The sequence below is a fragment of the Endozoicomonas sp. ALB091 genome (genome assembly GCF_049310265.1).
Taxonomy (GTDB): Bacteria; Pseudomonadota; Gammaproteobacteria; order Pseudomonadales; family Endozoicomonadaceae; genus Endozoicomonas.
The window spans coordinates 687,960-712,636 of record NZ_JBLYNQ010000006.1 but is presented as its reverse complement, the minus strand read 5'-3'; the positions used below and the strand labels follow the sequence as shown (position 1 = coordinate 712,636).

At 50.0% G+C, this 24,677-nt stretch carries 19 protein-coding genes and 1 tRNA gene; 8 read left to right on the top strand and 12 right to left on the bottom strand.

The annotated features are described in order from the left end of the window. Positions 1 to 203: 203 nt before the first annotated feature. The 3 genes from ACO6UX_RS10130 to ACO6UX_RS10120 all read left to right on the top strand — a co-directional run bounded on the left by ACO6UX_RS10130 (position 204) and on the right by ACO6UX_RS10120 (position 1,699). Positions 204 to 812 (top strand): hypothetical protein, encoded by a 609-nt coding sequence (locus ACO6UX_RS10130; RefSeq protein WP_422447237.1) that lies wholly within the window; start codon positions 204 to 206, stop codon positions 810 to 812. A 99-nt stretch (positions 813 to 911) separates the two neighbouring features. Then, on the top strand, positions 912 to 1,487 hold the full coding sequence (locus ACO6UX_RS10125) for a hypothetical protein (protein ID WP_422447235.1): 576 nt from the start codon (positions 912 to 914) through the stop codon (positions 1,485 to 1,487). Between the two features lie 135 nt (positions 1,488 to 1,622). After that, positions 1,623 to 1,699: transfer RNA gene (locus ACO6UX_RS10120), tRNA-Arg, on the top strand. A 222-nt stretch (positions 1,700 to 1,921) separates the two neighbouring features. Here the strand turns inward: ACO6UX_RS10120 and ACO6UX_RS10115 are convergent. The 5 genes from ACO6UX_RS10115 to ACO6UX_RS10095 form a co-directional block, all read right to left on the bottom strand. Next, complete coding sequence (locus ACO6UX_RS10115) at positions 1,922 to 2,878, bottom strand: ankyrin repeat domain-containing protein (RefSeq protein WP_422447233.1); 957 nt, start codon at positions 2,876 to 2,878, stop codon at positions 1,922 to 1,924. Between the two features lie 164 nt (positions 2,879 to 3,042). Then, complete coding sequence (locus ACO6UX_RS10110) at positions 3,043 to 4,878, bottom strand: ABC transporter ATP-binding protein (RefSeq protein WP_422447231.1); 1,836 nt, start codon at positions 4,876 to 4,878, stop codon at positions 3,043 to 3,045. 11 nt (positions 4,879 to 4,889) lie between these two features. Continuing rightward, entirely contained in the window at positions 4,890 to 6,755 is a 1,866-nt protein-coding gene (locus ACO6UX_RS10105; RefSeq protein ID WP_422447229.1) for an ABC transporter ATP-binding protein, read from the bottom strand. A gap of 368 nt (positions 6,756 to 7,123) precedes the next feature. Next, positions 7,124 to 8,410 carry a hypothetical protein gene (locus ACO6UX_RS10100; RefSeq protein ID WP_422447227.1) on the bottom strand — a complete coding sequence of 429 codons (1,287 nt, stop codon included), beginning with the start codon at positions 8,408 to 8,410 and terminating at the stop codon, positions 7,124 to 7,126. Positions 8,411 to 8,480: 70 nt separating this feature from the next. Next, positions 8,481 to 8,594 (bottom strand): Mpo1-like protein, encoded by a 114-nt coding sequence (locus ACO6UX_RS10095; protein WP_422447931.1) that lies wholly within the window; start codon positions 8,592 to 8,594, stop codon positions 8,481 to 8,483. A 116-nt stretch (positions 8,595 to 8,710) separates the two neighbouring features. Between ACO6UX_RS10095 and chrA the strand changes: the two genes are divergently transcribed. Then, the gene (gene chrA / locus ACO6UX_RS10090; RefSeq protein WP_422447225.1) at positions 8,711 to 9,853 is read left to right on the top strand and encodes a chromate efflux transporter; all 1,143 of its coding nucleotides are present in this window, start codon (positions 8,711 to 8,713) and stop codon (positions 9,851 to 9,853) included. 16 nt (positions 9,854 to 9,869) lie between these two features. Here the strand turns inward: chrA and ACO6UX_RS10085 are convergent, their stop codons facing one another. Together ACO6UX_RS10085 and ACO6UX_RS10080 are read right to left on the bottom strand one after the other, a co-directional pair. Then, positions 9,870 to 12,131 (bottom strand): hypothetical protein, encoded by a 2,262-nt coding sequence (locus ACO6UX_RS10085; RefSeq protein WP_422447223.1) that lies wholly within the window; start codon positions 12,129 to 12,131, stop codon positions 9,870 to 9,872. An 80-nt stretch (positions 12,132 to 12,211) separates the two neighbouring features. After that, a complete protein-coding gene (locus ACO6UX_RS10080; RefSeq protein WP_422447221.1) occupies positions 12,212 to 13,471 on the bottom strand; it encodes a hypothetical protein in 1,260 nt (419 codons plus the stop codon). A 320-nt stretch (positions 13,472 to 13,791) separates the two neighbouring features. Here ACO6UX_RS10080 and ACO6UX_RS10075 point away from each other — a divergent pair, with 320 nt between their 5' ends. From ACO6UX_RS10075 to ACO6UX_RS10065, 3 genes are all read left to right on the top strand, one after another. Further along, entirely contained in the window at positions 13,792 to 14,751 is a 960-nt protein-coding gene (locus ACO6UX_RS10075; protein WP_422447219.1) for a hypothetical protein, read from the top strand. Positions 14,752 to 14,865: 114 nt separating this feature from the next. Beyond that, positions 14,866 to 15,102, top strand: a complete 237-nt coding sequence (locus ACO6UX_RS10070) for a hypothetical protein (RefSeq protein WP_422447217.1) — start codon at positions 14,866 to 14,868, stop codon at positions 15,100 to 15,102. A 31-nt stretch (positions 15,103 to 15,133) separates the two neighbouring features. Further along, on the top strand, positions 15,134 to 18,685 hold the full coding sequence (locus ACO6UX_RS10065; protein ID WP_422447215.1) for a hypothetical protein: 3,552 nt from the start codon (positions 15,134 to 15,136) through the stop codon (positions 18,683 to 18,685). 99 nt (positions 18,686 to 18,784) lie between these two features. Here the strand turns inward: ACO6UX_RS10065 and ACO6UX_RS10060 are convergent, their stop codons facing one another. Both ACO6UX_RS10060 and dbpA read right to left on the bottom strand, forming a co-directional pair. After that, complete coding sequence (locus ACO6UX_RS10060; RefSeq protein ID WP_422447213.1) at positions 18,785 to 19,789, bottom strand: hypothetical protein; 1,005 nt, start codon at positions 19,787 to 19,789, stop codon at positions 18,785 to 18,787. A gap of 334 nt (positions 19,790 to 20,123) precedes the next feature. Then, a complete protein-coding gene (dbpA, locus tag ACO6UX_RS10055) occupies positions 20,124 to 21,524 on the bottom strand; it encodes an ATP-dependent RNA helicase DbpA (protein ID WP_422447211.1) in 1,401 nt (466 codons plus the stop codon). A gap of 185 nt (positions 21,525 to 21,709) precedes the next feature. Here dbpA and ACO6UX_RS10050 point away from each other — a divergent pair, with 185 nt between their 5' ends. Continuing rightward, the gene (locus ACO6UX_RS10050) at positions 21,710 to 23,197 is read left to right on the top strand and encodes an SLC13 family permease (RefSeq protein ID WP_422447209.1); all 1,488 of its coding nucleotides are present in this window, start codon (positions 21,710 to 21,712) and stop codon (positions 23,195 to 23,197) included. Here ACO6UX_RS10050 and ACO6UX_RS10045 read toward each other — a convergent pair. The 3 genes from ACO6UX_RS10045 to ACO6UX_RS10035 form a co-directional block, all read right to left on the bottom strand. Then, a complete protein-coding gene (locus ACO6UX_RS10045) occupies positions 23,194 to 23,331 on the bottom strand; it encodes a hypothetical protein (RefSeq protein WP_422447207.1) in 138 nt (45 codons plus the stop codon). The two genes, ACO6UX_RS10050 and ACO6UX_RS10045, sit on opposite strands and share 4 nt — an antisense overlap. Before the next feature lie 145 nt (positions 23,332 to 23,476). Next, positions 23,477 to 23,641: a hypothetical protein gene (locus ACO6UX_RS10040; RefSeq protein ID WP_422447205.1), complete on the bottom strand. Its 165-nt coding sequence runs from the start codon at positions 23,639 to 23,641 to the stop codon at positions 23,477 to 23,479. A gap of 83 nt (positions 23,642 to 23,724) precedes the next feature. After that, the gene (locus tag ACO6UX_RS10035; RefSeq protein ID WP_422447203.1) at positions 23,725 to 24,561 is read right to left on the bottom strand and encodes a putative RNA methyltransferase; all 837 of its coding nucleotides are present in this window, start codon (positions 24,559 to 24,561) and stop codon (positions 23,725 to 23,727) included. Positions 24,562 to 24,677 lie beyond the last annotated feature (116 nt).

Below are 24,677 nucleotides of genomic sequence, written 5' to 3'. Positions count from 1 at the left end.
GAATTAAACCGAAGATTGATGCTATTCGGAGCAGGAAAACAACATTGATGTGGATAAAGAATTGCCGATGATGACGCAGTTTAGCTCACTGGACCGTCATTGTTGTCTGTTATCGTATCTGACTGGCCTGTTAGTGATTTATGGCAAGGCAAATTGTTAACTGGTAATCCAATTCCTAATAAAGCTCATGGAGGTAGCGTATTATGGATGCTGCAAGTTTTCCTGTCAGTCTTGATCAAACAATAAAGCCTATCCCTTCCACTCGTGAGGCAACGTTCAGAGCTGTAAAATGCTTTGGTCGAATTGTATGCAAGATGGCCATCGTCGTTCCTTATGTTTTGTTTCACGCCTTTAGCATAGGCACTGAACACATATTTGGTGCCGGTGGCGCTGTTGTCGGTGCCGTAAGAGGTGGCACTGTCAAGCTGGCCAGAGCGGCAGGAGCAAAGCTTGGCCTGTGCGAGAGGTCAACAAAGCCTCTGAAGGAATACATCATCAAAGACTTCCATCGGGGTGCTAATATTGGCTGGCTTCCCGGTCAAATCATTGGAGCAGCTGTGGTGGCGTCCAATTTACTGCTGCTTGCGCACCCCATCACACTTGGTGTTTGTGGCGCTGTTTTTGGCACATACGCCATTGCAGAAGGTGTCATTGCCTACAAGGAAATCAAAGCCACTGGACACTCGGATACGGAAGAATTTTCCAAAAATTTATTGAAAGGTACCCGTCAACAGGTCAGAAATTTTCATGATTTCCTTTATGGTGAACTGGATGAAGGCAGTACTTTCAACCCTAACGATATAATTCACTAAAAAAATAGTCGTTTAATGAGCCCGGTTTATTCCCTGTTAATGCAGCTAATTCCTGCAGCAGGGATTAACCAATAAGAATACTAATGGAGGTAACATAAAATGGATTCTGTCACCGTTCCTGTCGTTCCTAATGCAACAACAACACCCATCCCTTCAACTGGAGAGGCATCGGTAAGAGCTGCAAAGTGCTTTGGTCGAGTTGTATGCAAGTTGTTTATAGCTGTTCCCTACGTTTTATTTGAGTCCTTAAGCATAAGTACTGAGGTCATATGTGGTGTCGGTGGTGCTGCTGTCGGTGCCATAAGAGGTGGTTCTGTCAAGCTGGCCAGAGCGGCAGGAGCAAAGCTGGGTCTGTGCGAGAAGTCAACAAAGCCCCTGAAGGAATACGTCATCAAAGATTTCCACCGGGGTGCTAATCTTGGCTGGCTTCCTGGTCAAATCGTTGGTGCGGCTGGGGTCGTGGCCTCTTTGCCGGTGCTTGTAAACCCAACCATGCTGATTGCTGAGGGTATTAATTTTGGAATTTACGGCCTGGTAACCACTGGATTTGCCTACGATGAAATAAAACGAGATGGGCATTCATGTGCTGAAGATCATTCCAAAACTATGTTGAGCGATCTTCGCCATCAGTTTAGAGAGTTGCATGATTTCATCTATGGTGACAAACAGCCTTGACAGTCTGCCCAGGGCAGTTGAGTGTTTCTCTGAATATACGCTGGTTTGCCGAGGTCAGCCTTTCTGCCAGTGAGTTGAACGATTATTGTTGACTCCGGCAGGAATTTAAGTATGATTCGCCCTCGTTGACGCAGCGCGCTCGTAGCTCAGCTGGATAGAGTACCTGGCTACGAACCAGGCGGTCGGAGGTTCGAATCCTCCCGAGCGCGCCATATCAGAAAAGCCCATCTTGATGATGGGCTTTTTTTTGTCCGCAAAAAAGTAGCTGTTAAACTTCTGTCGTGTTGTTACGCAAGGGATTACCAGAAGGCGGGCTCTGCCACTGACAAAAAACAGGTTTGTGACAAATTGGTTAATCCCTACAGAAGAGTTGCGTAAGACATACTCCGGTAAGCAGTGGCGTTGACGATGCAGTTAAAACCGGATAATTCTGATTATCGTGGTTTTTTATTAAAGCTAAATAATCTCCATCTTTTTTTTGAGTGGGCTTTTAGATTCTCCTCGGCAGTGATCAGGGCTTGTCGGCAGGTCTCATTGTTCAGGAGGACTGCGAGTTTCAATGGGGTGGCTCCTGAAGTCGTGGTAGCCTTGATACTGGCCCCGCCATTGAGCAGGGGTTCCAGGCAGGCTATGCTATTTCGCCAGACAGCGATGTGCAAAGGGGTGGCTCTTGGAAGCATGGATCTTGAAGCCGTGACAGCGTTGATATTAGCCCCGCCATTGAGCAGGGTTGGCAAGCAGTCTATGTTGTTCTTGTAGACAGCGATGTGCAAAGGGGTGATACCATCCTCAGAAGGGGCGGCGTTGGGATCCGCCCCTGCATTGAGCAGGGTTTGCAGGATGTCGCTATAGTTTTTCCGGGCAGCAATGTACATAGGGGTAGACCCATCAGCCAGGGCGGCGTTGACATCTGCCCCAGCAGCAATCAGGGTTTGAACGCAGGCGAGATGCCCCTTGAAGGCAGTCACGTACAGTAAATAAACATTTTTCCCTGTAACTGCAGATCTGAACGTCTTCCGGGCAATGGTTTTATCCTGCGTCAACAATTTTTGTAACGTTTCCACGTCTCCAGTTCTGCAGGCTTGCAATGGCAGATCTTCGCAATAGGGGGAGTCTTCATGAAGCAAGGCACCCGATTCTCGTACCGCCGGTAACGGAAATTGCCGACAAATCGGACACGCCGAGCGAGAGGTTATAGGTGTTTCACGCATGTGTTCAGCGAAACAGTTCACATGATAGCGATGCTGACATTCAGTCACGATGACGGGAGATACTTGACGCCCATCGAGTTGCTCGTAGCAGATGGGGCATTCGTTTTCATATTCTCTTACCTCCGAGATCATATCTTCTAACAACTCGCACATTGCGGGTTGGGCTGCTGAAATATGCATAGGTCAGTCTATTCCTCATAGTGTTTTAGTACTTAGGTTACAAAAAACCGGAAAAGTTCAAACTTTCGTACAGAAATAGAAAAACTGCCGATGACATCCTCTGCCAACAGGGGGGGGGTAAGCCCCGCAGCCCAATTATTCATTATTAGTTTATGGCCGGGTTATCAGGCGCTGGCTGCGGTCACCATCAGGCCTGACTGCGCAGTGCTGCCCAGCTGCTCTTCAGTTTGCTGTGCCAGGTAAAGATCGCGATAGTGTCCTTCCTGTTGCAGCAGCTGTTCATGGGTGCCACGCTGAACAATTTTGCCTTTATCCATCACCAGAATCTGGTCGGCATCCTGAATGGTTGACAGACGGTGAGCCACGGCAATGGTGGTCCGGTTTTCCCGCAGAGTAATCAGCGCCTCTTTAATATGGTGCTCTGTCTCACCATCGATATTGGCGGTGGCTTCATCCAGCAGCAGAATTTTCGGATTCTGGGCAATGGTCCTGGCAAATGACAATAGCTGCCTTTCACCGGTGGACAGTGCTTTGCCTCCGGGTCCGGGCTTATGTTCATAGCCTTCTTCCAGCCCCCGGATAAACGGGTCCGCATGCACTTTTCTGGCCGCTGCCTGAATGTGTTCATCGGTGATCTGGCGATGGTTCAGGCTGATATTTTCGGCCATCGTGCCACTGAAAATATAAGGCTCCTGGAATACCAGACCCAACCCCTGGCGCAATGTGTCTTCCGGCAGGGTGGACAAAGGCTGGTTATCGATCAGAATCTGGCCTTCCTGGTGTTGATAGAAGCGCATCAACAGGTTGATCACCGAGCTTTTACCACTGCCACTGTGACCCACAATGGCAACAAACTGCCCCTGCTCGACGGTGAAGCTGACATTATCCAGCGCCAGGTTTTTCGAGTCATAAGACAGTGTTACGTTATTGAATGCCAGCTTACCGCTATGAATCTCCGGGCTCTGACCATTGCCCTGACCATAGTGAGTGTCTTCTGTCTTTTCGTTCAATACCTGGAACAGTCTTTCCGAGGCCACCAGAGATTGCTGCAGGCTGCTCATCTGCATGGTGATCTGCCGGAAAGGTTCAAAGAATCGCCCAAGGTAATTGATAAAGGCGTAGAGCGTACCCACTTCGACCAGAGAAAACCCGGACCGGTAGCCAAACCAGCCCACCACAACGGCCAGGGCAATACCATTGAGCAGGTGCGTGAAAGGCATCAGCAGCAGGCTGTCGATATTGATGTTCTTTTGTTTGAGCTGGCTCCACTGTTCATTGTCCCGGTCAAACTGCTGTTGCAGGTGCGCTTCCTGTCCCATGGCCTGGATAATACGCATGCCATTGAGGGATTCGTTGACACGGGTATTGATGTTGGCCAGCTGGCTGCGAACTCCGTGAATGACGGGGTGGCTGATTTTCTGGTAGAGGTGAATCGCCAGCAGCATGACCGGAATCAGCAGCGCCGTCATCAACATCAGTCGGATATCCAGCAGAGCCATGGCAATAAAGATACCCACCACCCGGAAAAAGGCCTGCAGAATCGCCGGAATCACGCCCACAAACATCTGGCGCAGCACTTCCGAGTCATTGGTAATACGGGACACCAGACGGCCGGTTGGTTCGCTGTCAAAATAGTACATGGGCAGCTTCAGCACATGGGCGAATAGCATCCGTCGAATGTCGTGCACCACCTTCAGGGCATTTTCCTGAAACATCACATTTTGTATGTATTGTAGAATGGCCGAACCCAGATAAGTACCAAACAGGGCTGCACCCATGATGGCAAGGCCCATATATTCATGAAGGGCATCATTCACTCCGGGGGTGATATGTTCATCCAGAATGATCTTCATCAGCCACGGTGCCAGCATTTCCAGGCTGGTGGCCAGCAGCAGGATCAGAAAGGCACCCAGAAACGGCCATTGATAGGGTTTGGCATAGCGAACCAGCCTGGCCAGCCCCCGGTAGCCTGATGTTTTTTTCTCGTCGTTGGCGATCACTGCATTATTCCTCAGGCAACATCGGACCGTTTGTTCACGGCATCGGGCTTCACTTCCAGGGGGTGCAGCAGGGCTCTTGCCTGCTGTCGGAAGATTTTTGCATACCAGTGTTCGGTCGTATTCTGTTCAGGCGAGTCGGTGGCTTCTTTACCGTTAGAGAGCAGCTGTTCATGGTTGCCCTGCTCGATAATACGACCACGATCGAGTACCAGAATATGGTCCGCCTTAATCAGCTCGGGTAGCCGCTGCGTGACCAGAATGATGGTTTTCTTACCTTTCATGGCCATCAGGTTTTTCAGAATACGGGCTTCGGTTTTCATATCCAGGGCACTGAAGGCATCGTCCAGCAGCAATATTTCACTGTCAGCCAGCAGGGCCCTGGCCAGTGCCAGACGTTGTTTCTGGCCTCCGGACAGGTTGATGCCGTTCTCACCCAGCAGGGTGTTGTAGCCATCCTTAAAGCCCATGATTTCGTCATCGATAGCTGCCAGTCTGGCGGCCTGTTCGACGGCCTGCTGGCTGGCATCCGGTGTGGAGAAGCGAATGTTGTCGGTGATGGTGCCGGAGAACAGCATGGGCTCCTGGGGGACCCAGGCCAGTTTTTTCCGCAGGGATGCCACACTCAGCTGTGGCAGCGGAATATTGCCCAGTTGGATGGAGGAGCCCTCAGGCAAATCAAATTCACGCAGGATCAGCCGGAGCAGAGTACTTTTACCGCTGCCGGTACGACCGGTAATCCCGATAAATGCGCCTGCGGGTATCTCGGCAGAGATACCCTGCAGTACCGGCTTCTGGTCCGCAACGGAGTCATAACCAAATGACCGGATGTTTATCGAAAGACGTGTGTCGTCCGGAGCCTGTCGTGCATCCGGTGCATTACTCACTTTGGGCTGGCGGGACAGCAGTTTTTCCAGACGCCCCCAGGAGGCACTGCCGCGCTGGAAGACATTGAACTGCCAGCCAAATTGCAGCATGGGGCCGAGCATCTGGCTAAGGTAAAGGGTGAAACTGGTTAACAGGCCCACCGTCATCTGTCCATGGCTGATCAGCCAGGCACCACCCACCAGGGCCAGTACAAAAGAGAGCCCGAAAAACAGGCTGATACTCGGGCCAAACAGGGCATCGACCCTGGCAACGCGGCTGTTCGCTGCCACCGCCTCCATGGACAGCTGTTCAAAACGCCGGGTTTGTCGTTCAGTCAACTGGTGTGCTTTGACCGCACGAATACCGGTGATGGATTCACGGGTCTCTTCGTTCAGATTGGAAAAAGCAGCCTGAGAGCGACCAAAGCGTGAGTACAAGGCCACACCGTAGCGCTTGGTCGCCCAGACCAGTACCGGGAAAGGCAGCATCGCCAGCAGGGTCAGTTGACCACTGACGAGGAATATCATGGCGAACAGAACGGTAAAGCCGGCGATCAGGGAGTCCACCAGGGTCATGATCCCGACCCCAACGCTCTCCTCAACCGCATTGAGGTCATTGGTGGCATGGGCCATCAGGTCACCGGTGGTATGGTGCTGGTAAAACTCCGGAGAGAGCCGGGTGAAATGGGCAAACAACCGGCTGCGCTGCTGACGAATCAGCTCAATGGAAGCACCGTACAGCTTGGCTCGCCAGATATATCGGAAGCCATAGACGACGATACCCGTAATCAGTATCCCGGCAACATAACCGGCCAGTTCCCGGTTGGTAAGGCTGTTGTCTTTGATACTGTCAATCACATGGCCAATCAGCCAGGGTGGCAACAGGTTCAGGACAGAGACAATCTGCAGACAGATAAAGGCCAGCAGGTATTGCTGCCAGTAGTCCTTCAGAATAAACCGGAGTTTCCAGAGTAGTTTCAATGAACGGCCTTTTGGGTGCTGGGCGTTTAACACTTTTCATATCGCTTTCTGTGTTGCCTGCTGCGACTGCTTGTTCAGGAAGATATTGGCATGCCGAGGAAGAAAGCGCGATGAATTTAAAATGGTTCTATTGTGCTAATTTATAACCGACCATTGAACTGAAAATGATTCTTATCGTCAACGAGGTGATTACCGAATTCGGTGTTCGGAGTACGAGGCAGTGATGTGGCCAGGGGGGGCGGATAGGGGAATGGTTGCTGATAGTTACCGCTTGAAATACAACGCCTGACGTAAGTGAGCGACAGGTGGTTGCGGGTGCTGCACCTGCCGGAAAAGTCTCGTCCAGGGAGTATCGAAAAAACAAGGTCAGCACACCCACACGACCTCAACCGCGAAATACGTCAATGTCGCGGGAGTAATGTTCTTTTGTGACTTGACCGCTGATTGTGTTTTCGGATTTCTTCCGACACATAATAAGCCGGTGCGGCAACAAACGGTGATATTGGCGTTTTGCCGGGCACATCATCACTGAGTTTTCTGACTATGGCAAGACGACTTTGCAAAATCTTGTTATAACGTGCTTTTTCCTCAGCTGCGGTCCCCGCCAGGCACGATTGTTTGTGGGCATCAGGATCGACGTAGTAATCCATCAATAACTCCTGTCCGGCAGCAATGCCCTTGACGGCAATAGAGACGGGGATCGTAAAATTGCCAAAATCGGTTGTGATAGCGATAAACTCCACAGACGTATTGACATCTTCGGTCCTGTTGGCGGAATTCACAAAGTGAAAAGGCGTATAACGCTCGTTGTCCGGCAAAATGGCGACCAGACTAAAGGGGTCGTTAACCGCCCCTTCCTGAGTGTATTTTGAAAGCGTGCGCTGCGTTTGCTCTTTACCCCTGAGACCGGCCATCATGGTTCGGTAGTAACTCATGAAATCTGGCATATCGTCAGTAAACTTCTGATGCAAATATTCAAGTTTCCAATTGTGATTTTTTTTAGTCCACGATGGTTTGTTGAGTACATACCCGATACCCGAATAGATCCCGAGCAACTCCCCTTCTGGTACTTTCGCTCTGGCAAATACGCCGTAATTTTTTTCTGCCCCGTCAGGGCCGGTAAAACCATAATCAACCAGACGGTGTTCAAACCGCGCCAGAAAGTCTTGCCGGGCCTCAGCCTCTGACATCCGCAGCTGATCAATGACCCAACGCTGAATAAATGCATACTGCCCAATAGTGGGAGTCAGCAGACGATGGGCAAAAGGGGATAGCCAGACATATGGCTGGTAGGTGTGCCCGCAAGGGAGGTTAGAATCGTCACAGGCCACAGTCTTGCCAATTGGTTTACTGAGCGCGTCGGGTCGATAACTGCCAGCGGTGATAACCTTAATACCGCTATGGGGTAACGGCTCATTCCGGGCTGACAAAACTTTTGTTTCTGTTATTACCCGGGCGATTAAGTCGGTGTCTGGCGGTGTATCTGCATCATCTGCGGGTCGCTCCCCGGGAACGCTATGTTCGCTGCCATGCCCCGGGGCGAGTCCGGGTAAACGACTGTGAGCAGCAACGACGTTACGGGCGTAGGCCACACCCCGGGGCTGGCTATCCTCTGGTTTAGCGGTGTTGGATGACTGTCCTTCCACAAAACTGGCCATCCCTTGAGATGATAAGGTATTGGGCTGCATAATTGGTCACTTTAAGCTGACAAGAGTGTTGGATCAGACACATTATTTGCCCGAAAATTCAATATCCTGGTTAACCTTTGCGAAAGCGCCCGGGCAGAAAGTCTTTAAGCATGACCAGAAAACTGTAAACAGGGTATTTAAAGGTGGCGGGTTTGTTGTGCTCAAAAAAGAAATGCCCGACCAGTCTGACCTGAATATTGGTGGTATTGCTTTTGATCAGAAAAAAGAATCAATATACATAATAAACAACAGCTGTTTATCATTGGCTAATAACATTATTAATATTTTGGTAAGTTGCCTGTGGCTAAGTTATTCACTATTTTCTGGCGGTTTTTCCTGCTGGGCTGGACCAGCTTTGGCGGCCCGGCTGCCCATATCGGATATTTTCGTAATACCTTCGTTGAAAAACGCCAGTGGTTAACCGATGTTGAATATGCTCAACTGATTGCTCTCAGTCAGTTCCTGCCGGGCCCCGGTTCCAGCCAGATCGGCTTTGCCTTGGGCTACCGGAAGGCAGGATTGCCCGGCGGCATTGCAGCGTTTGCCGGTTTTACCTTACCGTCTTTTGCGATTCTGCTGGCGGTAGCCATGAGCAGTCAGCTGTTTCTGTCTGCTGACTGGTACCAGGGGATGATTGCCGGTTTGAAACTGCTGGCCGTTGTTGTGGTGGCGGATGCCACGGTGCAGATGTTCCGGTCTTTCTGTAAAAGTCAGTTGACTATTAGTCTGTGTATTTTCAGTGCCGCCCTGTTGCTGGTGTTTCCTGGTATTCTGGTTCAGATGGCTATTCTGGTTGCAGCTGCCCTGATTGGTTATCGCTGGTTGCCGGGCAAGGACGACAACCAGATCAGGTGCCGCTTTGTTTTCTGGCCACTTATTCTGTTTGCCATTTTACTGTTAGGCCTGCCTTTGCTGGCTGATTATTCCCCCCTGGCAGCCGTGATCAGTGACTTCTATCAGGCGGGCAGTATGGTGTTTGGCGGTGGCCATGTGGTTCTGCCATTGCTGCAGAGCACAACGGAAGGCATGATCAGCACCGATACCTTCCTGACTGGCTATGCCGCAGCCCAGGCGGTACCTGGCCCGATGTTTACCCTGGCTACGTATCTCGGATATTTTGCTTCAGGGTCGACTCCGGTTCTGGGAGCCATTGCCGCGACGCTGGCTATTTTCCTGCCCGGTTTTCTGCTGGTGATTGGTGTCCTTCCTGCCTGGCAGGCTCTGGCTGCACGGGCCCGGATTGCCGGGGCGATTGCCGGTATTAACGCTGCTGTTGTCGGGCTGCTGCTGTCTGCACTTTACTCGCCGGTATTTACCTCTGCGGTGCATTCGGCGATGGCGATGGCTCTGGTTCTGATTGGCTGTTTCCTGCTGCGTGCATTGAAGATTTCTGTTTTCTGGCTGGTGGTGATATTTATTGGCGTTGGTGTGTTGGTGCTTTAAACCACCGCAAATGTAGTTACATTTTATCCAATTCACTTTGTTGGTATTTGCAGTCCGGTGGAAAGACGATAAAGGCGTGACATTTTTCAATCTTCTCCTCATTCGTTATATCCAACAATGTCAGGTTCTCATCACACATGTTGTTCTTATCAGTTATGATGATTCCTTTAATCTGATAGCCATCTTTATGGAAATATTTTTTTGCTTTTATTCTTGCAAATTGAGTACCAGAGGACGTTGTATTGCCAATTTGGAATCCTTCAGGACTTTCAATCCTCCAGTGCCCTGGTAAATCTTTGGAATCTGTATCTACCTTGTACATCGCCTCCATTGAATTCAGGTGTTTGGTTGACAACACCAGTTCAAGAACCCGGATATTTTCGGTTATCTGTTGCAGCTTATCCAATGTTAACGTGTCCTCCATCCCCATACGTCGGGTAAGTGTTTGCAGTAAATCACCCTGTGCTTCGACAGGGTGAATTGAAATCACTTTGGCTATGTCTTTCAGGTTGACCGAGAGCTGTCCGGTGGTGAGTAATTGTTGATGCTTAAAAGGTGAAGTCGCAAAGTTAGCGACTGCTGCCCTGTGGTTAACGCGTAAAAATGGTAAGTCCGCGAATGCAAGTTCTATATCAATGAGATTGTATGGGTTTTGATCGAGAATGATGGACCAGAAATGCTTATCTACGATGGTTTTCAACAGGGTCTGATCCAGGTTAGCGAGATTGGCCAGGCAGGTGAGGGCCAATGGGTGAGAATATTTGCCGTGTAAAAAATTACCGGCCCAGTTGCTGTCAAGAAAACCGTGCTGTCTGGCAATAGCGTTGGCAATGACCGGCGGAATAAACCCAATAAAAATGGGCGCTGAGCCCGGGCGTAAATCACTGCCGCTGTCTGCACAGACTTTGTTCATGGCTTTGCGAACGATGCCCTGCATTTGTTCCCGTTGGAAAAAGCGCTGTTCATGGTTCGTGCCATTATTGCCAGCAAGGAAAGAGTAGGTATTGAGATGTTGCAACATATTCAGGGCGAGCAGACGTTTGGGAGTGTCGAGTTCATTGCTCCGGATAGATTCCCATCGAATAGCAGCAGGAAATTTCTGGACATAGTAACGATCCGCAACGGTACCATTGGGTTTTGGGATATTTTGCGCTTGAAGCAATGCTTCTATCTCAGCACCGACCCTGGCAAGTACCGGTATTTGCGTACTGAACTCTATCATCGAACGGCAACACCTGGTAAGCGCTGTAAGTTTCTCAGGAGTGTCAACACCATTGAATATGTGTTCAGCAATATATAGGACGACAAAGTTTCGTAAATTATCGATATCCTGGCATAGCGCAGGACTGAGAAATGCTTCCGGTAAAATCAGGGCGCTCTCACTGAAGGCAGAGTAATTGATGCCATTTTCATTAAACAGGCGACACAGGGCCGGTGGAAACAGGCGTTCTTTTTCCCCGGCAGTTAACTGGTCGCCAGCCATGAACGCTAAAAAATCTTGTGTATAAATCAGTGTGGTGAGTTGGTGATCGGGCCCAAATGCCATCAGATTATTCGGGTGGAAAATTTTATTGTGCTCACCGGGATCTGTCTGTGGAATCCGGCAGATTGGACAGGATTCGGCAATATTTTTTGTTGCTTTGCCATCAACAAGCCCAAAGTACTCCTCATTTTCACTGGCCACAGGAAACGATAATTGTCTGGTAGAGCTTTCTGGCAGATGTGATGCATTCTGAGCGCGAAAGACATCCAGCCAGACGTTTTCGCCTGCACGCTCTGCTTGCTTCAATAGCCCGCTTTCTTCAATAAGGCTGCCTGTGAAGCCCACCATAAACTGGTCTGACGTTGGGCGGGAAACCAGATATTGGCCGGTTTGACTGGCTATAGCGGATTGGAGGTCAGGGCGATTAAGGCCATTAAACAGTATCCAGGTGAGCTTTGATGTTTCTTCGGCCTTCAGTGATTTGATTTTTTCGACCGTGTCGGCATTGTTCAGATAATGAATCAATTCAGTAGCATCCTTGTTAATCAATTCATTCACTTTTTCCACAATGCAAGCAAATAACTTGTCAGAATTGTTGGTTGGCAAGGGGGCGGTAATGCTTTCAATGTGCTTGTATTCTCTGATTTTTTTTGGATGATTTGCAGGCTGGTACTCAATATCGGGGTGGTTGACAGACAGAGCGGCGCTAACCTTTTTTTCTGTTTCACTGTTCGCTTTCAGTACATCTTTAAAATGAACAAGGGGAGGGAATGGGGCCAATTTTGAATGGATCATATCGATACTCAGCAACCGTTTGAATTATTGTGCAATATATGACCACTCGAAAAGGGAATAGTTCCAATACCGGGAGCGCTTCAGGTTCTGCCTGATAAAGGCACTGAGTGCCAGATATGAAACCTTCTGAGTGGCGATATGACATTCCAGATCAGTCGGCTTTCATCTGGTTTGATTTGTCCACGACGATGGCATGGGTAGCTGGTATTAAAAATCATTGATAGTCGATTTGCCTGATGAAACAGAGGCGCAATCCCGTCCGGTGTAAACTCATCGCTGACAACGATAACTACATAGTTTTTTTTCTCAATATCCAGATCTTCAAGGCTGCATGTTTCAAGATTAACACCCACCTTCCAGTGAGGTGAAAGTTGCTTGCTATCAGAGGGCTTGCAGATAGATATCATTTTTTTCTTCAGTTTGCCGGACAGCCATGCGCCAAAACGGGGGGTTCTTCCTGCTTCGACAATAACGACTGATACACTCTCCTGAGTCTTTCTATCAGCGTATTTATCAGGCAATATTTCTTTTGCAATCCCCTCAATATGAATGGCTCGGGATAACCAGCTAATCATATTGTTTTTCCTGAATAACCAGGGGTTGCTAAATACATCTTCAGACATTAGATGTCGGGAAGAACGTAGTGACATTTGCCAGTGATTGATAAAATGATCAATATGTTCAATAGTGTCGTCATACTCAGAATATATATTGGCAGTATCCACTTTAATATGCTGAACATTTTTTTCTGCGTATAGCGGATGGACTTCATTCACCTCTTCAATGCCAATACATTTATCTTTCTGCAATGGTCGAGTCGGAATGATAGGAAAGGATTTGAAACGCCATACCCGCACAGTGCCACGGGTGGGTGACATATCTCTGGCTTCAAATTCAAAATCAAAGGGGACGTTATGAATGCTGTTCTGTCTGGAAGTAAACCCGCAGCATGGAATGGTAATCAATGAGAGCCGTTTGCAAGTCTTGACTGGCAGGCATGCCTGCTCCGTTGAAACATGAGCATGCATCATTAAAACAACCACATGATATTCTGACAGATCATATTTTTCCGATAGATTAACCTCTTCGACAGGCTTGGCGATCAGCGTCAGATTGTCAGGCAGTACTGATTTTGGTGTTTGTAATACCGGGTCAATGGACAGCACTGGCCAGTCAGTATTTAAAGCTATCCATGCCCCCAGTTTTGGTTTTGGACCCGCACCCACATCTAAAACGATCAATTTATCATCAGGGCTGTAGGGAATGTGTTTTTTCAGAGTATCCCAGATGGTTAAAATTGTACTGATTTCTTTTAATGACTCCCATTGTAATAAGTCCATGGAAATAAATCGTGCGGCCTGTGCATGTTTAATAAATCTTTGGAAAATGGACTTTGAGAGTGTTTTTGCCCAGTCATATTGAGTGTGTGTTTCGGCTGTTATCGGTTTAATTGTTGAATTGTCAGCCTGGTTATCAGGTGCAGGCAATAATGAAGGCATTATGCCCGGAGGTTGAAAGTATTGTGCAGATGCAAGCATGGTTTTTTATTTCGTTGTTGTTCCGGTGAAACAATAAATGAGTAATCAGAATAGTAGGTTAATTTCATGACATCAGCCGGAAACCCAACTATAACGTAAATATCCTGTCCGGAGGTCAAAATATGCCTGTTTCACCGTCTGCGACCTCTTCATCGTCAGCCCCTGCGGAGCACCCAAAAAAAGCAGACGTTCAACCGGCAGAAAAGCAGGTTCAGGTCTTGTCCTGGGGATACCGGCTGACCACACTGACGGCCTTGGCAGGCAACAGCATGTTATTACCTGCCTTGATGAATACGCCAATAACCACCTCCCTGGCCAGGCCATTGATGCAGTCACAATACGATGGAAAACGGCCTGAGCTGCACCTTATGTTTTCGTCACGGGGGTGGCTGCCTGCCCTGGGCCGCACCGGCATTCGTTATCTCATCGCTGACACCGCCCGTTTGGCCAGTGAACAGGCCATCAGCAGGCTGGCGAACATCAATGAAACAGATATTCCTTCAACAAAACAGCCACAGGAAAAGTTAAACCTGCTGGTGGATGCGGCCTCGTCGGCCATGATGACCTGCGCCAGTCAGCCCATGACCTCCATGCAGGTCTACCGACAGGTCCGGCAGAATACATCAGCGGTAGGGCCTCAACACTTCCTGCAAGGGTTGCTGGCACACCCTGTGCGTGGCAGTGCCAGCAATTTTCTCAGTACTTTCCTGATGTTTAGTCTGGACCGCAATGATCGCCATCTGATTGCCCGTCATCAGGCCGGAGAGATATCCCTGGCACAAATGACGGTTATCCAGACAAGTCTGGGCGGAGTTGTCGGGGTGCTGAATAATTTTCTGAAAACCCACGCAAACGCCCGGGCCCTGGGTTTGTCCCATAAAGATATTTTCCAGAAAATCATGGTCAAACAGACCCCTTCGGTATTGGCGGCCCAGGTGTTTTATGCCTGGGTGCTGGGCGGGGTTGCCAATAAACTCTGGGCATCCTCTATCTCTGCGCTGCAAGGCCTGGACAAGTCAGTTCGTGATCGCATCCTGATGGAACCATCGCGGCCAGCAACCAGTGACCACTCGGATGAATGAAGCGACATTTTGCGATCGGTCATGTTGTGTCAGGAAGGCCTATGAAAACAGAGCCACTCCCGCCGACTGATCGGGTTCAGTGTGATCAGATATCCGTTTTTGCTTAAGAGCCTGATGTCACTATCAACCCGGTTTGATGGTTCGGATAAGGCAAGACTTTATAATTTCAGTAAAGGCTGTTGCTTTGGTCTTGCGTCAAGCTATGTGCTTTACGAGCAGCTGGGGTGTCCGGAGGAATATGATGAACTATTGGGTACCCTAAGCCAGGATCCGGCATTGGGCTGGGTATGCTGGAATAAGTACTACGCTCATTTGGCTGATGGTTTGCTAATTCCTGACTGCTGCCGATAGCAATGGCAATACTTCTGACCAGTTATGAATCATGCACAATTTCCTGAGATACCCACTTTGCAGCATCCCTTCTGGTGCCATTGACCCCAGCTCAGCCCAACATGCTTCGGTGCCACTGCCATCGTCTCAAACGACTGTGGGCAAATTTGCGACTCATCAGGCTGAAGTCATGCAGGATGTGCAACCACAAGTGAGCCAATCGGGGGTAGACAGTTTTGACCATACGGGGAATGCCATCGGTGATAAAGCGCTCAGTGACAGGAATATCCAACAGGCTACTGATCAATCGCTGCCCTCTGTTAAGGGTGATCAGCTGGATAAACCTGGCCAGGCAGAACTGAAGGAAACGCAAGGCCAGCTGCTCAAACAGGCCGACGGACTGCTTAAGAAAAGTAGTGAAAAAAAGGCGGTAACGGCCTCTCTGAGTGGTTTGAAAAAGTCAGTAGCTGAATTGAAAAAGGCTCAGAACGATAGCCCGGAGGGGGCTCTTGAGGCACTTCAAAAGACAAATTTCCCGCCCGCCCTGAAGGTCAAAATTACCCTTAAAAGTGGCGAAAAGTTGAGCCTGATCCCCCCGGGGGAAGAGTTGGAAAATCAGACCAACCTGGGCGAGCTGATGGAGAAAGCCATAGAGATTCTTGACAAGCATGACAAGGAAAAATTCGCATCATTTGATCAGGCCAGCACTGACCGGGAAATTGCTAATCTGAAACAGCAAGTCTCTGATATCGATCAACAAATCGGAGATGAGTCCTCGGGTATTAATGACTTGGCCAGACTTGAGAACAGACAATGTCTGCTGACCATCAATGTGCGGGCCAGAGTTGAGGACGGTTCTGTCACTGCCATGCACATTGATGGTGGTCCGATGGCTCAACAACAGACAATGGGAAGTTCTCTGGCAGGGCCAGTGCATACAGCCACAACTGACCAGCCCTCTCAAACTGAGCCTGAGGTGGGGCCGGACGATGACCACTCTGTAAGGCCTGAAACAACAGCGCAGGGGCTGACAGATTCAAGCCCGGCTGATCAGGATATTGCCATCAACTCTGCGGATACCGGAGGTGATACAGCCCCCTTGGATGATATCGCAGTAGCAGTGACGTTTGATAATCCTGTTATAGGGGACACTTCGCTGATGCCCGGCATCATGCAGGGTTCTTCCGGGCAAACAGACTCTGTAACAGACCCCAGTGCACAGCCCGATGCTACTCAGCAAACCGGCGGTACCGGTGAGGATTACAATGAGCTTGATGGCGTTGCCGGGTTGTTTGCTGAGCCAGTGGACTCCGGCAACCAAGTAGTATCAGACAGTGGTTTAGCCACCGGTGAAGTCGATCAAAGTGACACCGAGTCGCTCAAGACAGAAGAGGAATGGACAGAGGCAACATCAGCCGGGGATGTTGACAGTGAACTTGGTGGCGTCGCTGAAAGTGATGTTGAGTCGTTGAAGACAGAAGAGGAATGGACAGAGGCAACATCAGCCGGGGATGTTGACAGTGAACTTGGTGGCGTCGCTGAAAGTGATGTTGATACTGGGTCGATCAGCAACGAAGTTGATCCTCAGCCGATTGAGACTGAAGCTGATACTCAGTCGATCGAGAATGAAGATAATACTCAGTCAATTGAGAACGAGGATGATACTCAAACGATCGAGACCAAAGCAAAATTGGCTGAGAAAACATCAGTCGAGGAGGATTACAGTGAGCTTGATGGCATCGAAAAGTTGTTTGCTGAGCCAGAGAACTCCGCCAACAATGCAGCATTAGACAGTGGTTTATCCGCCGGTGAAGTCGAGCAAAGTGATGCCGAGTCGCTCAAGACAGAAGAGGAATTGACAGAGGCAACATCAGCCGGGGAAGGTGACAGTGGGCTTGATGGTGGAGTCGCTGAAAGTGATGTTGATACCGGGTCGATCAGGAACGAAGTTGATCCTCAGCCGATTGAGACTGAAGCTGATACTCAGTCGATCGAGAATGAAGATAATACTCAGTCAATTGAGAACGAGGATGATACTCAAACGATCGAGACCAAAGCAAAATTGACTGAGCAAACATCAGTTGAGGAGGATTACAGTGAGCTTGATGGCATCGAAGAGTTGTTTGCTGAGCCAGAGGTCTCCGGTGATAGTACCGCATTAGACGACAATCAGGAGGAAGATTACAGTGAGCTTGATGGCATCGAAAAGTTGTTTGCTGAGCCAGAGGTCCCCGGTGAAAGTACCGCATTAAACGAAAATCCTGAGCCAGGGGTCCCCGGTGAAAGTACCGCATTAAACGAAAATCCTGAGCCAGGGGTCTTTGATGATGGTATCTCACCAGATGAAAATCCGCAGCCAGAAGTCTCCGGTGGTAGCACCGCATTAGAAGACAATCAGCAGATAGATGTCAGCGCAAGTGAAAGGTCTGGAGATAGTGCGCCAATCGACAGTGATACAACCACGGTTGGCGATGACCAAATAGATGTTGATACTGAGTCGCCCCAGACCGAAGCGGAGTTGACCGAGGAAACACTGGTCGATGAAGGTTTCACTGAGCCTGATGAAGTCACTGATATTGATGACTCTGAACGGTCAGAAAGCGTGATGCAGCGATCAGATGAGAGTGACATCGACAGTGATACCACCACGGTTGGCGATGACCAGATAGATGTTGATACTGAGTCGCCCCAGGCCGAAGCGGAGTTGACCGAGGAAACACTGGTCGATGAGGGTTTCAGTGAGCCTGATGAAGTCACTGATATTGATGACTCTGAACGGTCAGAAAGCGTGATGCAGCGATCAGATGATAGTGACGTGGCTCAGGCCAGTATTCCAGATGAAGCTGAATTTACCGCTGAGAGCCCAGAACCTCAGGACTCGGTAAGCGATTCTGATTACTTCTCTGACGATGAAGGTGATCTGGGGACAACACAGACGCTCAGTCCCGAGCCCGACTTTGCCACGGATGTTGCCAAAGAGTCTGCCCCGATGGAGAGGGCTGAGGTCGTCCGTCAATCAACGGCTAATATCGGCGAGATCGCCAGGCGTCGGAAAGAGAGCCTGCGGGCTGCTTCGGCCCCGGCAAGTACCACCCCTGCTTCCTCTTCACCTGCCCCGAGGCCAGCAACGGGCATAGTAAACAAGCCTGTTGATGTGAGTGGTGTGAAGTCTGTCGTTGCTGGTCAGATAAACGCCACCAGGAATGCCAAATCAACAGACGCCATACCAAAAGCGGAGAGGGCCAGGGACAAGAAAACGCTGGGTGTTTCGAGTACCTATAACGAAGCCAGTGTTATTGAAAATGCCTTTGACAGGTTGCAAAAAAATGCAGGTAATCTGAAAGTTTCAAAAGATATTGCCAAAACGGCCAGAAAATACATTGCCACCGAGGCTCAGGATAGTGGAAGTTTTCTGGCCAAACCCACTGCACAGCAGAAAAAAGCGCTCGCTTTTCTTGGTTTGGAAGATGGTGCCTCAGAGAGAACGATTCGTCTGACCCTGTTGAAAAAGGCCAGTGAATCGGCTGAATCAGGCAACAGCAGGAAGCATGACAGTACTATGAAAACACTGAGCAAACACCATAAGGCGCTGTTTGGCAAATGATGGCCTATGAAATAACAGTTATTTATGGGGCTGCCTTCATGCCTCGTTCCCGGGCAGAGCGGGGGAACGAGGGTGGACGGAGATTATCGAATGATGTGCTCAGTCTTCTTCAGGGGCTGGCGTTGGAGCTGGAGCTTCTTCGGGTTGTGGCGCTGGGGTGGGAACCTTGCCTTTGCCCTGGATGGCGGCATCATGGAAGGGGAATTCCTCGCCATTTGCCAGTCGACTGATTGTGATCCCCTTGTCCACATGGGAATAATATCGGGCTTCAAACTGAACATCGGCCGCTCTGACAGGAAGCTTGCCCTTCTCCTTTCTTTTATTAATTTCTTTCTGGATAGCCTTCAGCGTTTCAAGCAGATCATTCAGCTTTGCTTCAGCTTGTGCAAGCCCCTGGTCTGCATTAAGTTCCCGGGCCTGATTTTTCATGGCACCAAGCGCGTGGACGTAACAACGGTAGATCTCTATAGGCGCTTTTTGTTCGAGACCAGCACCTACCGGAATCAGGGAGATGGCTTGATGGTTGGGTGGTGGGAAGGTGATGGTAACGGTCAGGTCTTTTGGCGCGTCGGGGGGCAGCTCAATATTTTTTAAGGCAGTAATCATCTCTTTCGAATTTTTATACCAGCCTACACTACCAGGGCCTTTGAGACCATTGGCGCAAGCGGCAAAGATTTCAAGGGTATCCCGAGCCTTAAGGGCAATGTTCATTTCGCCAAAGGCGGTATAGGCCTTTTCAGCTTGTTCCAGTTGGTTTTTACCCCGATTGAGCAGTTCCTCATCGCCCAGCGCCTGCAACGCTTCAGCCATTTTTCCGGGATCTTCAGTCTTGGGAGGTTGAGTTGCGGCAGGGGAGCCATTGACGGAAATGTCAGGATTCACACTCTTTACGTTATCAGGTAAGCGCGGTGGTTGAGCCGAAGGTGGTGGTACAGGTTGGCGTTTCGGCTGAGCAAAATACGACTGGTGTGGTGGTTGTAATTTGGCACCATGTCCATTAAATGCGGGTCGATTGTACTCAGGGTGGGGCTCGAACCGGGTTGGCTCCGAACCAGTGCCGAAGCCCTGTGCAGAAATGGGTGGTGGTGTAATCTGAGTAGTCATTTCAATTACCTCCTTGTGCTGGATTAAATAGTCAGTGTCTTACCTCTTTTGGACAAGAGAAGCCTGATTTAGTTCCAATCAGGCTTTCAGAGGAGGGGGCTATTGAATGATTTCAATGAGTTTGACGGTTGTCGTGCCTCCGCACTCCAGTCGTCCTGAGGCTGTCGAAGGAACCATAGGGCCTAAAGGCGGAAACTCCGGACTCTGATAGATCGTACCAACCACCCTTCTTTCGTGCATCCTGAGCGGAGTCGAAGGACGCTCAGGGTGAACGGAGACTTTACACGTCAAACTCATTGAAACCATGCACCGGGAGACGATTGGCTAATGAAGACTACAAACGCCGAACCTTGAATTTTCTGCCCTTAATCTTTCCTGCTTCCAGTTTTTTCAGTGCAGATCGGGCATTTTCCCGTTTGACCGCCACATAGGCGGTAAAGTCAAAAATATTGATCTTGCCGACCTGGTCTGCGGGAATCCCGGCATCTCCGGTCAGCGCTCCGAGGATGTCGCCAGGGCGGACTTTATGCTTTCGGCCACCATCAATGGCCAGGGTAACCATGGGGGCCGGGGCTGGCTGTTGGTTTCCGGAGAGTGTTTTCGGGTCACCAAAGACCAGGGGGGCCTTGAGGTCATCGCTGATATTATCCAGCTTGTACTGCTCCTGCCGGGTATGCAGGCTCAGTGCCAGACCTTTTTTACCCGCCCGCCCGGTGCGGCCAACCCGGTGAACATGTACTTCCGGGTCCCGGCTCAGATCGTAATTGATCACTGCGGCAAGGTTTTCTATATCCAATCCCCGGGCTGCGACATCGGTAGCAATCAACAGGTTGGCGCTCTGATTGGCGAATCGTACCAGCATCTGGTCACGCTCTTTCTGATCCATATCGCCATGCAGCACTACCGGTTTGTAGCCCGCTTCGTAGAGTTCAGTGCCGACCTCTTTGCAGATTTGCCGGGTGTTGCAGAAAATTACGCTGGACTCAGGCTGGTAGTGTTGCAACAGCTTGATCAGCATGGCGGGTTTGTCGGCGTTTTCGGCGTGATAGAAGCGCTGCTCAATATGTTCATGGCTATGGGTGCTCTCAACGGTAACGGTAACCGGCTGATGCTGGAAACGTTCGCTTAATGCCCGGATACCGCTTGGGTAAGTGGCTGAAAAGAGGAGAGTCTGTCGCTGTTCTGGTAAATGGCCGATGATGTTTTCAATGGCATCAATAAAGCCCATATCCAGCATGCGATCGGCTTCATCAAGCACCAGCGTATTGACCCGATCGATCAATAAGGTCTTTTTCCGCAAGTGATCCTGGATTCTCCCGGGGGTTCCGACAACCACATGGGCACCATGCTCCAGTGAACCGATCTGTGGACCAATAGGCTGGCCACCACAAAGGGTAACAACCTTGATATTTTGCTGATAGCGCGCCAGACGCCGGATTTCCTGGGCAACCTGGGTTGCCAGTTCCCGGGTCGGGCAGAGAACCAGTGCCTGGCAGCCAAAATCCCGCTGTTTCAATTTGACAATCAGGCCAATGGCAAAGGCCGCCGTTTTGCCACTGCCGGTTTTGGCTTTGGCAATGACATCGTGGCCTTCCAGAATTTCTGGCAGGCTGTTCTGCTGAATGGGGGTCATTTCCCGGTATCCCAGAGTATCGAGGTTTTGCAGCAGGGCATCGGGCAGGGAGAGATTGGTAAAGCGGGTAGACGCTGTGGGGGTAAGAATAGGTGCAGTCAAATCAGGCTCTTGGCGTGTGCCATGGTACAGAATAGGTAAATGATTATAACAGAGTCTACCCTTAATGACGGTGAATCATTACCGCAGCTCATCATAAGCCTTGCTGTTTGATGGGCCTAAGCGTGCTATCAACTGATTGACGGTTGAATTGACTATAAATTTTATCAAATGCAATGGAGCGAATCATGAAATCAGGTTCTCCGGAATTGCTTCCAGAGTCTGCACAGCAGGAAAGTACTCAGGAAGGGAAGCCGCTCTTCTGGCTCACAGGACTTCTGATTGGCGTTGCATTGCAGCTATTCACATTACTGGTTGACCCCCCGGCCGGGATGAATGAGATGGCCTGGCGCTGTGCGGGCCTGGCCATGATGATGGCCGTGTTCTGGTCGGTGGAAATTCTCCCGACGGCGATTACCGCACTGCTCCCCCTGATGTTGTCGCCAATGCTGGGTTTGGCCACCATGGATAAAGTGGCTGCTCCCTATGCACATCCGGTAATCTTCCTGTTTATGGGCGGTTTTGTGCTTGGCCTTGCCATGGAGCGCTGGAATCTGCACAGCCGTATAGCCCTGAGAATCATGTTGATTACGGGCACCGGGGAGAAGCGACTGGTGCTTGGTTTTATCATTGCCACAGCCCTGATCAGTATGTGGGTTTCCAATACGGCAACCACGATTATGATGATGCCCATCGGTTTATCGGTTATCGCCATGATTCGTCACCAGGGGAAGATGAGTCATGGCTTTCCTGTCGCTTTGTTGCTGGCCATTGCTTACGGGGCTTCAATCGGTGGTTTTGGCACCCTGATCGGTTCGCCGCCTAATGCATTACTGGTGGCTTTTCTTCAGGAGCAGTACGGTATCCAGATTGGTTTTGTTCACTGGCTGCTCATTGGCCTGCCTGCATCAATCATTTTGCTGGCAATTACCGGCATCTGGCTGGGCTATTTTGGCTACCGTCTGGGCGGGGAAGAAAACCATGGAGTAAGAGAGTCCATTAAGGCGCAGCAAAAAAAGAACGGTGCAATGAGCGGTGCAGAAAAAGCAGTCACCGCGATCTTTCTTCTTACGGCTCTTGCCTGGGTTCTGCGGCCCTGGCTGGGGGCAATGATGCCAGCACTGGCACTTTCCGATACCATGATTGCCCTGGTGGCCACCGTTCTATTGTTTATCCTGCCCGTCCGCTGGAACAAGCCTGAGTTTCTGATGAGCTGGAAGGAGATGCACCGTCTTCCCTGGGATGTGTTGTTATTGTTTGGTGGTGGCCTGAGCCTGGCATCAATGATCCGAACAACAGGGCTGGCAGAGTGGATTGCCGGATCATTAAACATCCTTGGGGATATGCCTCCTTTGATGGCCATCGCTTTGGTTGTCACCATTATTATTTTTCTGACCGAAGTCACCAGTAATACAGCAACCACTGCCGCTTTCCTTCCTCCTTTGGGAGCCCTGGCCATGTCACAGGGAATGGCCCCGGCTATTCTTGCCATCCCTGCCGCTATTGCTGCCAGTTGTGCCTTTATGTTGCCTGTGGCGACACCGCCCAATGCCATAGTCTATGGGTCAGGCATGTTGCCAATTCGACACATGGTACGCAGTGGTATGGTGTTGAACCTTGCGGGTATTGTAATTATCACGTTGTTGAGCCACTGGCTGGTGAAATTTGTTATTTAGAGAAATCGGTTGAATTGAAACTGCTTTACCTGACACTCCCGGATGACAAAATCTGGATGGGTGACGGGTTTATGGAGCCATTCATCCTGCGAGGTCATTTCCAGAAACCAGGTGGTTACTGTTTCTTTTTTCATATTACTTCTGATTCAGTTGTCTTCGATATTGGTTAGAAATTGATGATTGGTTTCTTCAATCGGGCAATATATTGGGCATGGCAATCACCATGTTGCCAGAAGCGGACATAGACCGGTTCCCGATTGACGGGAACCGGCGATAGAATCAATGAGACTGCTCCAGCCGCCTGGCATAGACGACGGCATTATAACCGACCGTCGCGACAACATTACCAGCCACAAAGAACAGGATAATATCAGCTTTGAGGGCCAGAACAGTGAACAGGTCTTTTTCACTTTTGCCGGTGATAATCTGATTTAACTGAATCATGGTGACCTCCCCCGGGCTATGGCCATGTCTCAGTTATACCACCAGTCACGTTTGGTAAAATTGATGTAAGACAGTATTTTTACCTATGCTGATGGGTGGTGCTTTTGTACCACCGACAGGCGCATTTCCAGTTCACATTCCAGCTGACCCAGTTGCTCAAGTTGCTGTTTTTGTCCGGCATTGACATGCCAGTAGTGAGGGGTCATGGCCAGCAGGTCCATAATGGCCTGAGTGTTTTCCAGCATCATCAGGTGATGGATGGTCTGGCTTTCCAGCAGGGCAAGATCTTCCGGCAGATCCTGCAGGCGTTTATCTTCCGGATAAGGACGTACCTCATCATAAATGGCGCAGCGAAGAGCCATCAGGTGGTTCTGGCCGGGGGTCAATAGAACAATATGCCCGCCAGGTTTCAGAACTCTGGAAAACTCAGGCCAGTCACTGCGGGAGAATATGCTGATCACAGCATCAAACTGCTCGCCCATCAGTGGCAGTTCACTGACACTGGCAACCAGCCATTCTATCGCTTTGTTTCGCTTGCTGGCGGCCAGGATGGCGGGTTTGGCAATATCAAATCCACAGACTGAGCTGTCTTCAAGCTGCTCTTTGATACCCGATGTGTAATAGCCCTCACCGCAACCGGCATCAAGAATACGTTGCGGTGCTTCATTACCGAACGACTTGAGTTTATCAATCAAGGCATCAACGACAGGTTGATAGTAACCGTGATTCAGAAACCGTGTCCGTGCTTCGACCATCATCTGATCATCGCCGGGGTTTTTACTGCGTTTCTTATTGCTGGGCAGCAGGTTCAGATAGCCCTGGCGCGCCCGGTCAAACCGATGGTTATTTTGGCACACAGCGCTTTTGGGTTCTGACCTCAGCGTTTCATAACAGACCGGGCAACGAAGTAAGATGGACATCGGGATGGGCAGTATGGCTAAAAGCCAGAGATTTTAATGGTCTCTGGCAGATATGCAACGGCTGCCGATGGTTTCCTGCTGGCAGTGCAGCCTGATTATGAAATTTACTGTAAGCG

Excerpts from the sequence above, each read along its gene's own strand:
- ACO6UX_RS10130 (WP_422447237.1), top strand. The coding sequence starts at position 204 with ATGGATGCTGCAAGTTTTCCTGTCAGTCTTGATCAAACAATAAAGCCT.
- ACO6UX_RS10125 (WP_422447235.1), top strand. The coding sequence starts at position 912 with ATGGATTCTGTCACCGTTCCTGTCGTTCCTAATGCAACAACAACACCC.
- ACO6UX_RS10115 (WP_422447233.1), bottom strand. The coding sequence starts at position 2,878 with ATGCATATTTCAGCAGCCCAACCCGCAATGTGCGAGTTGTTAGAAGAT.
- ACO6UX_RS10100 (WP_422447227.1), bottom strand. The coding sequence starts at position 8,410 with ATGCAGCCCAATACCTTATCATCTCAAGGGATGGCCAGTTTTGTGGAA.
- ACO6UX_RS10085 (WP_422447223.1), bottom strand. The coding sequence starts at position 12,131 with ATGATCCATTCAAAATTGGCCCCATTCCCTCCCCTTGTTCATTTTAAA.
- ACO6UX_RS10080 (WP_422447221.1), bottom strand. The coding sequence starts at position 13,471 with ATGGACTTATTACAATGGGAGTCATTAAAAGAAATCAGTACAATTTTA.
- ACO6UX_RS10075 (WP_422447219.1), top strand. The coding sequence starts at position 13,792 with ATGCCTGTTTCACCGTCTGCGACCTCTTCATCGTCAGCCCCTGCGGAG.
- ACO6UX_RS10070 (WP_422447217.1), top strand. The coding sequence starts at position 14,866 with ATGTCACTATCAACCCGGTTTGATGGTTCGGATAAGGCAAGACTTTAT.
- ACO6UX_RS10065 (WP_422447215.1), top strand. The coding sequence starts at position 15,134 with ATGCACAATTTCCTGAGATACCCACTTTGCAGCATCCCTTCTGGTGCC.
- ACO6UX_RS10060 (WP_422447213.1), bottom strand. The coding sequence starts at position 19,789 with ATGACTACTCAGATTACACCACCACCCATTTCTGCACAGGGCTTCGGC.
- ACO6UX_RS10050 (WP_422447209.1), top strand. The coding sequence starts at position 21,710 with ATGAAATCAGGTTCTCCGGAATTGCTTCCAGAGTCTGCACAGCAGGAA.
- ACO6UX_RS10045 (WP_422447207.1), bottom strand. The coding sequence starts at position 23,331 with ATGAAAAAAGAAACAGTAACCACCTGGTTTCTGGAAATGACCTCGCAG.
- ACO6UX_RS10040 (WP_422447205.1), bottom strand. The coding sequence starts at position 23,641 with ATGATTCAGTTAAATCAGATTATCACCGGCAAAAGTGAAAAAGACCTG.
- ACO6UX_RS10035 (WP_422447203.1), bottom strand. The coding sequence starts at position 24,561 with ATGTCCATCTTACTTCGTTGCCCGGTCTGTTATGAAACGCTGAGGTCA.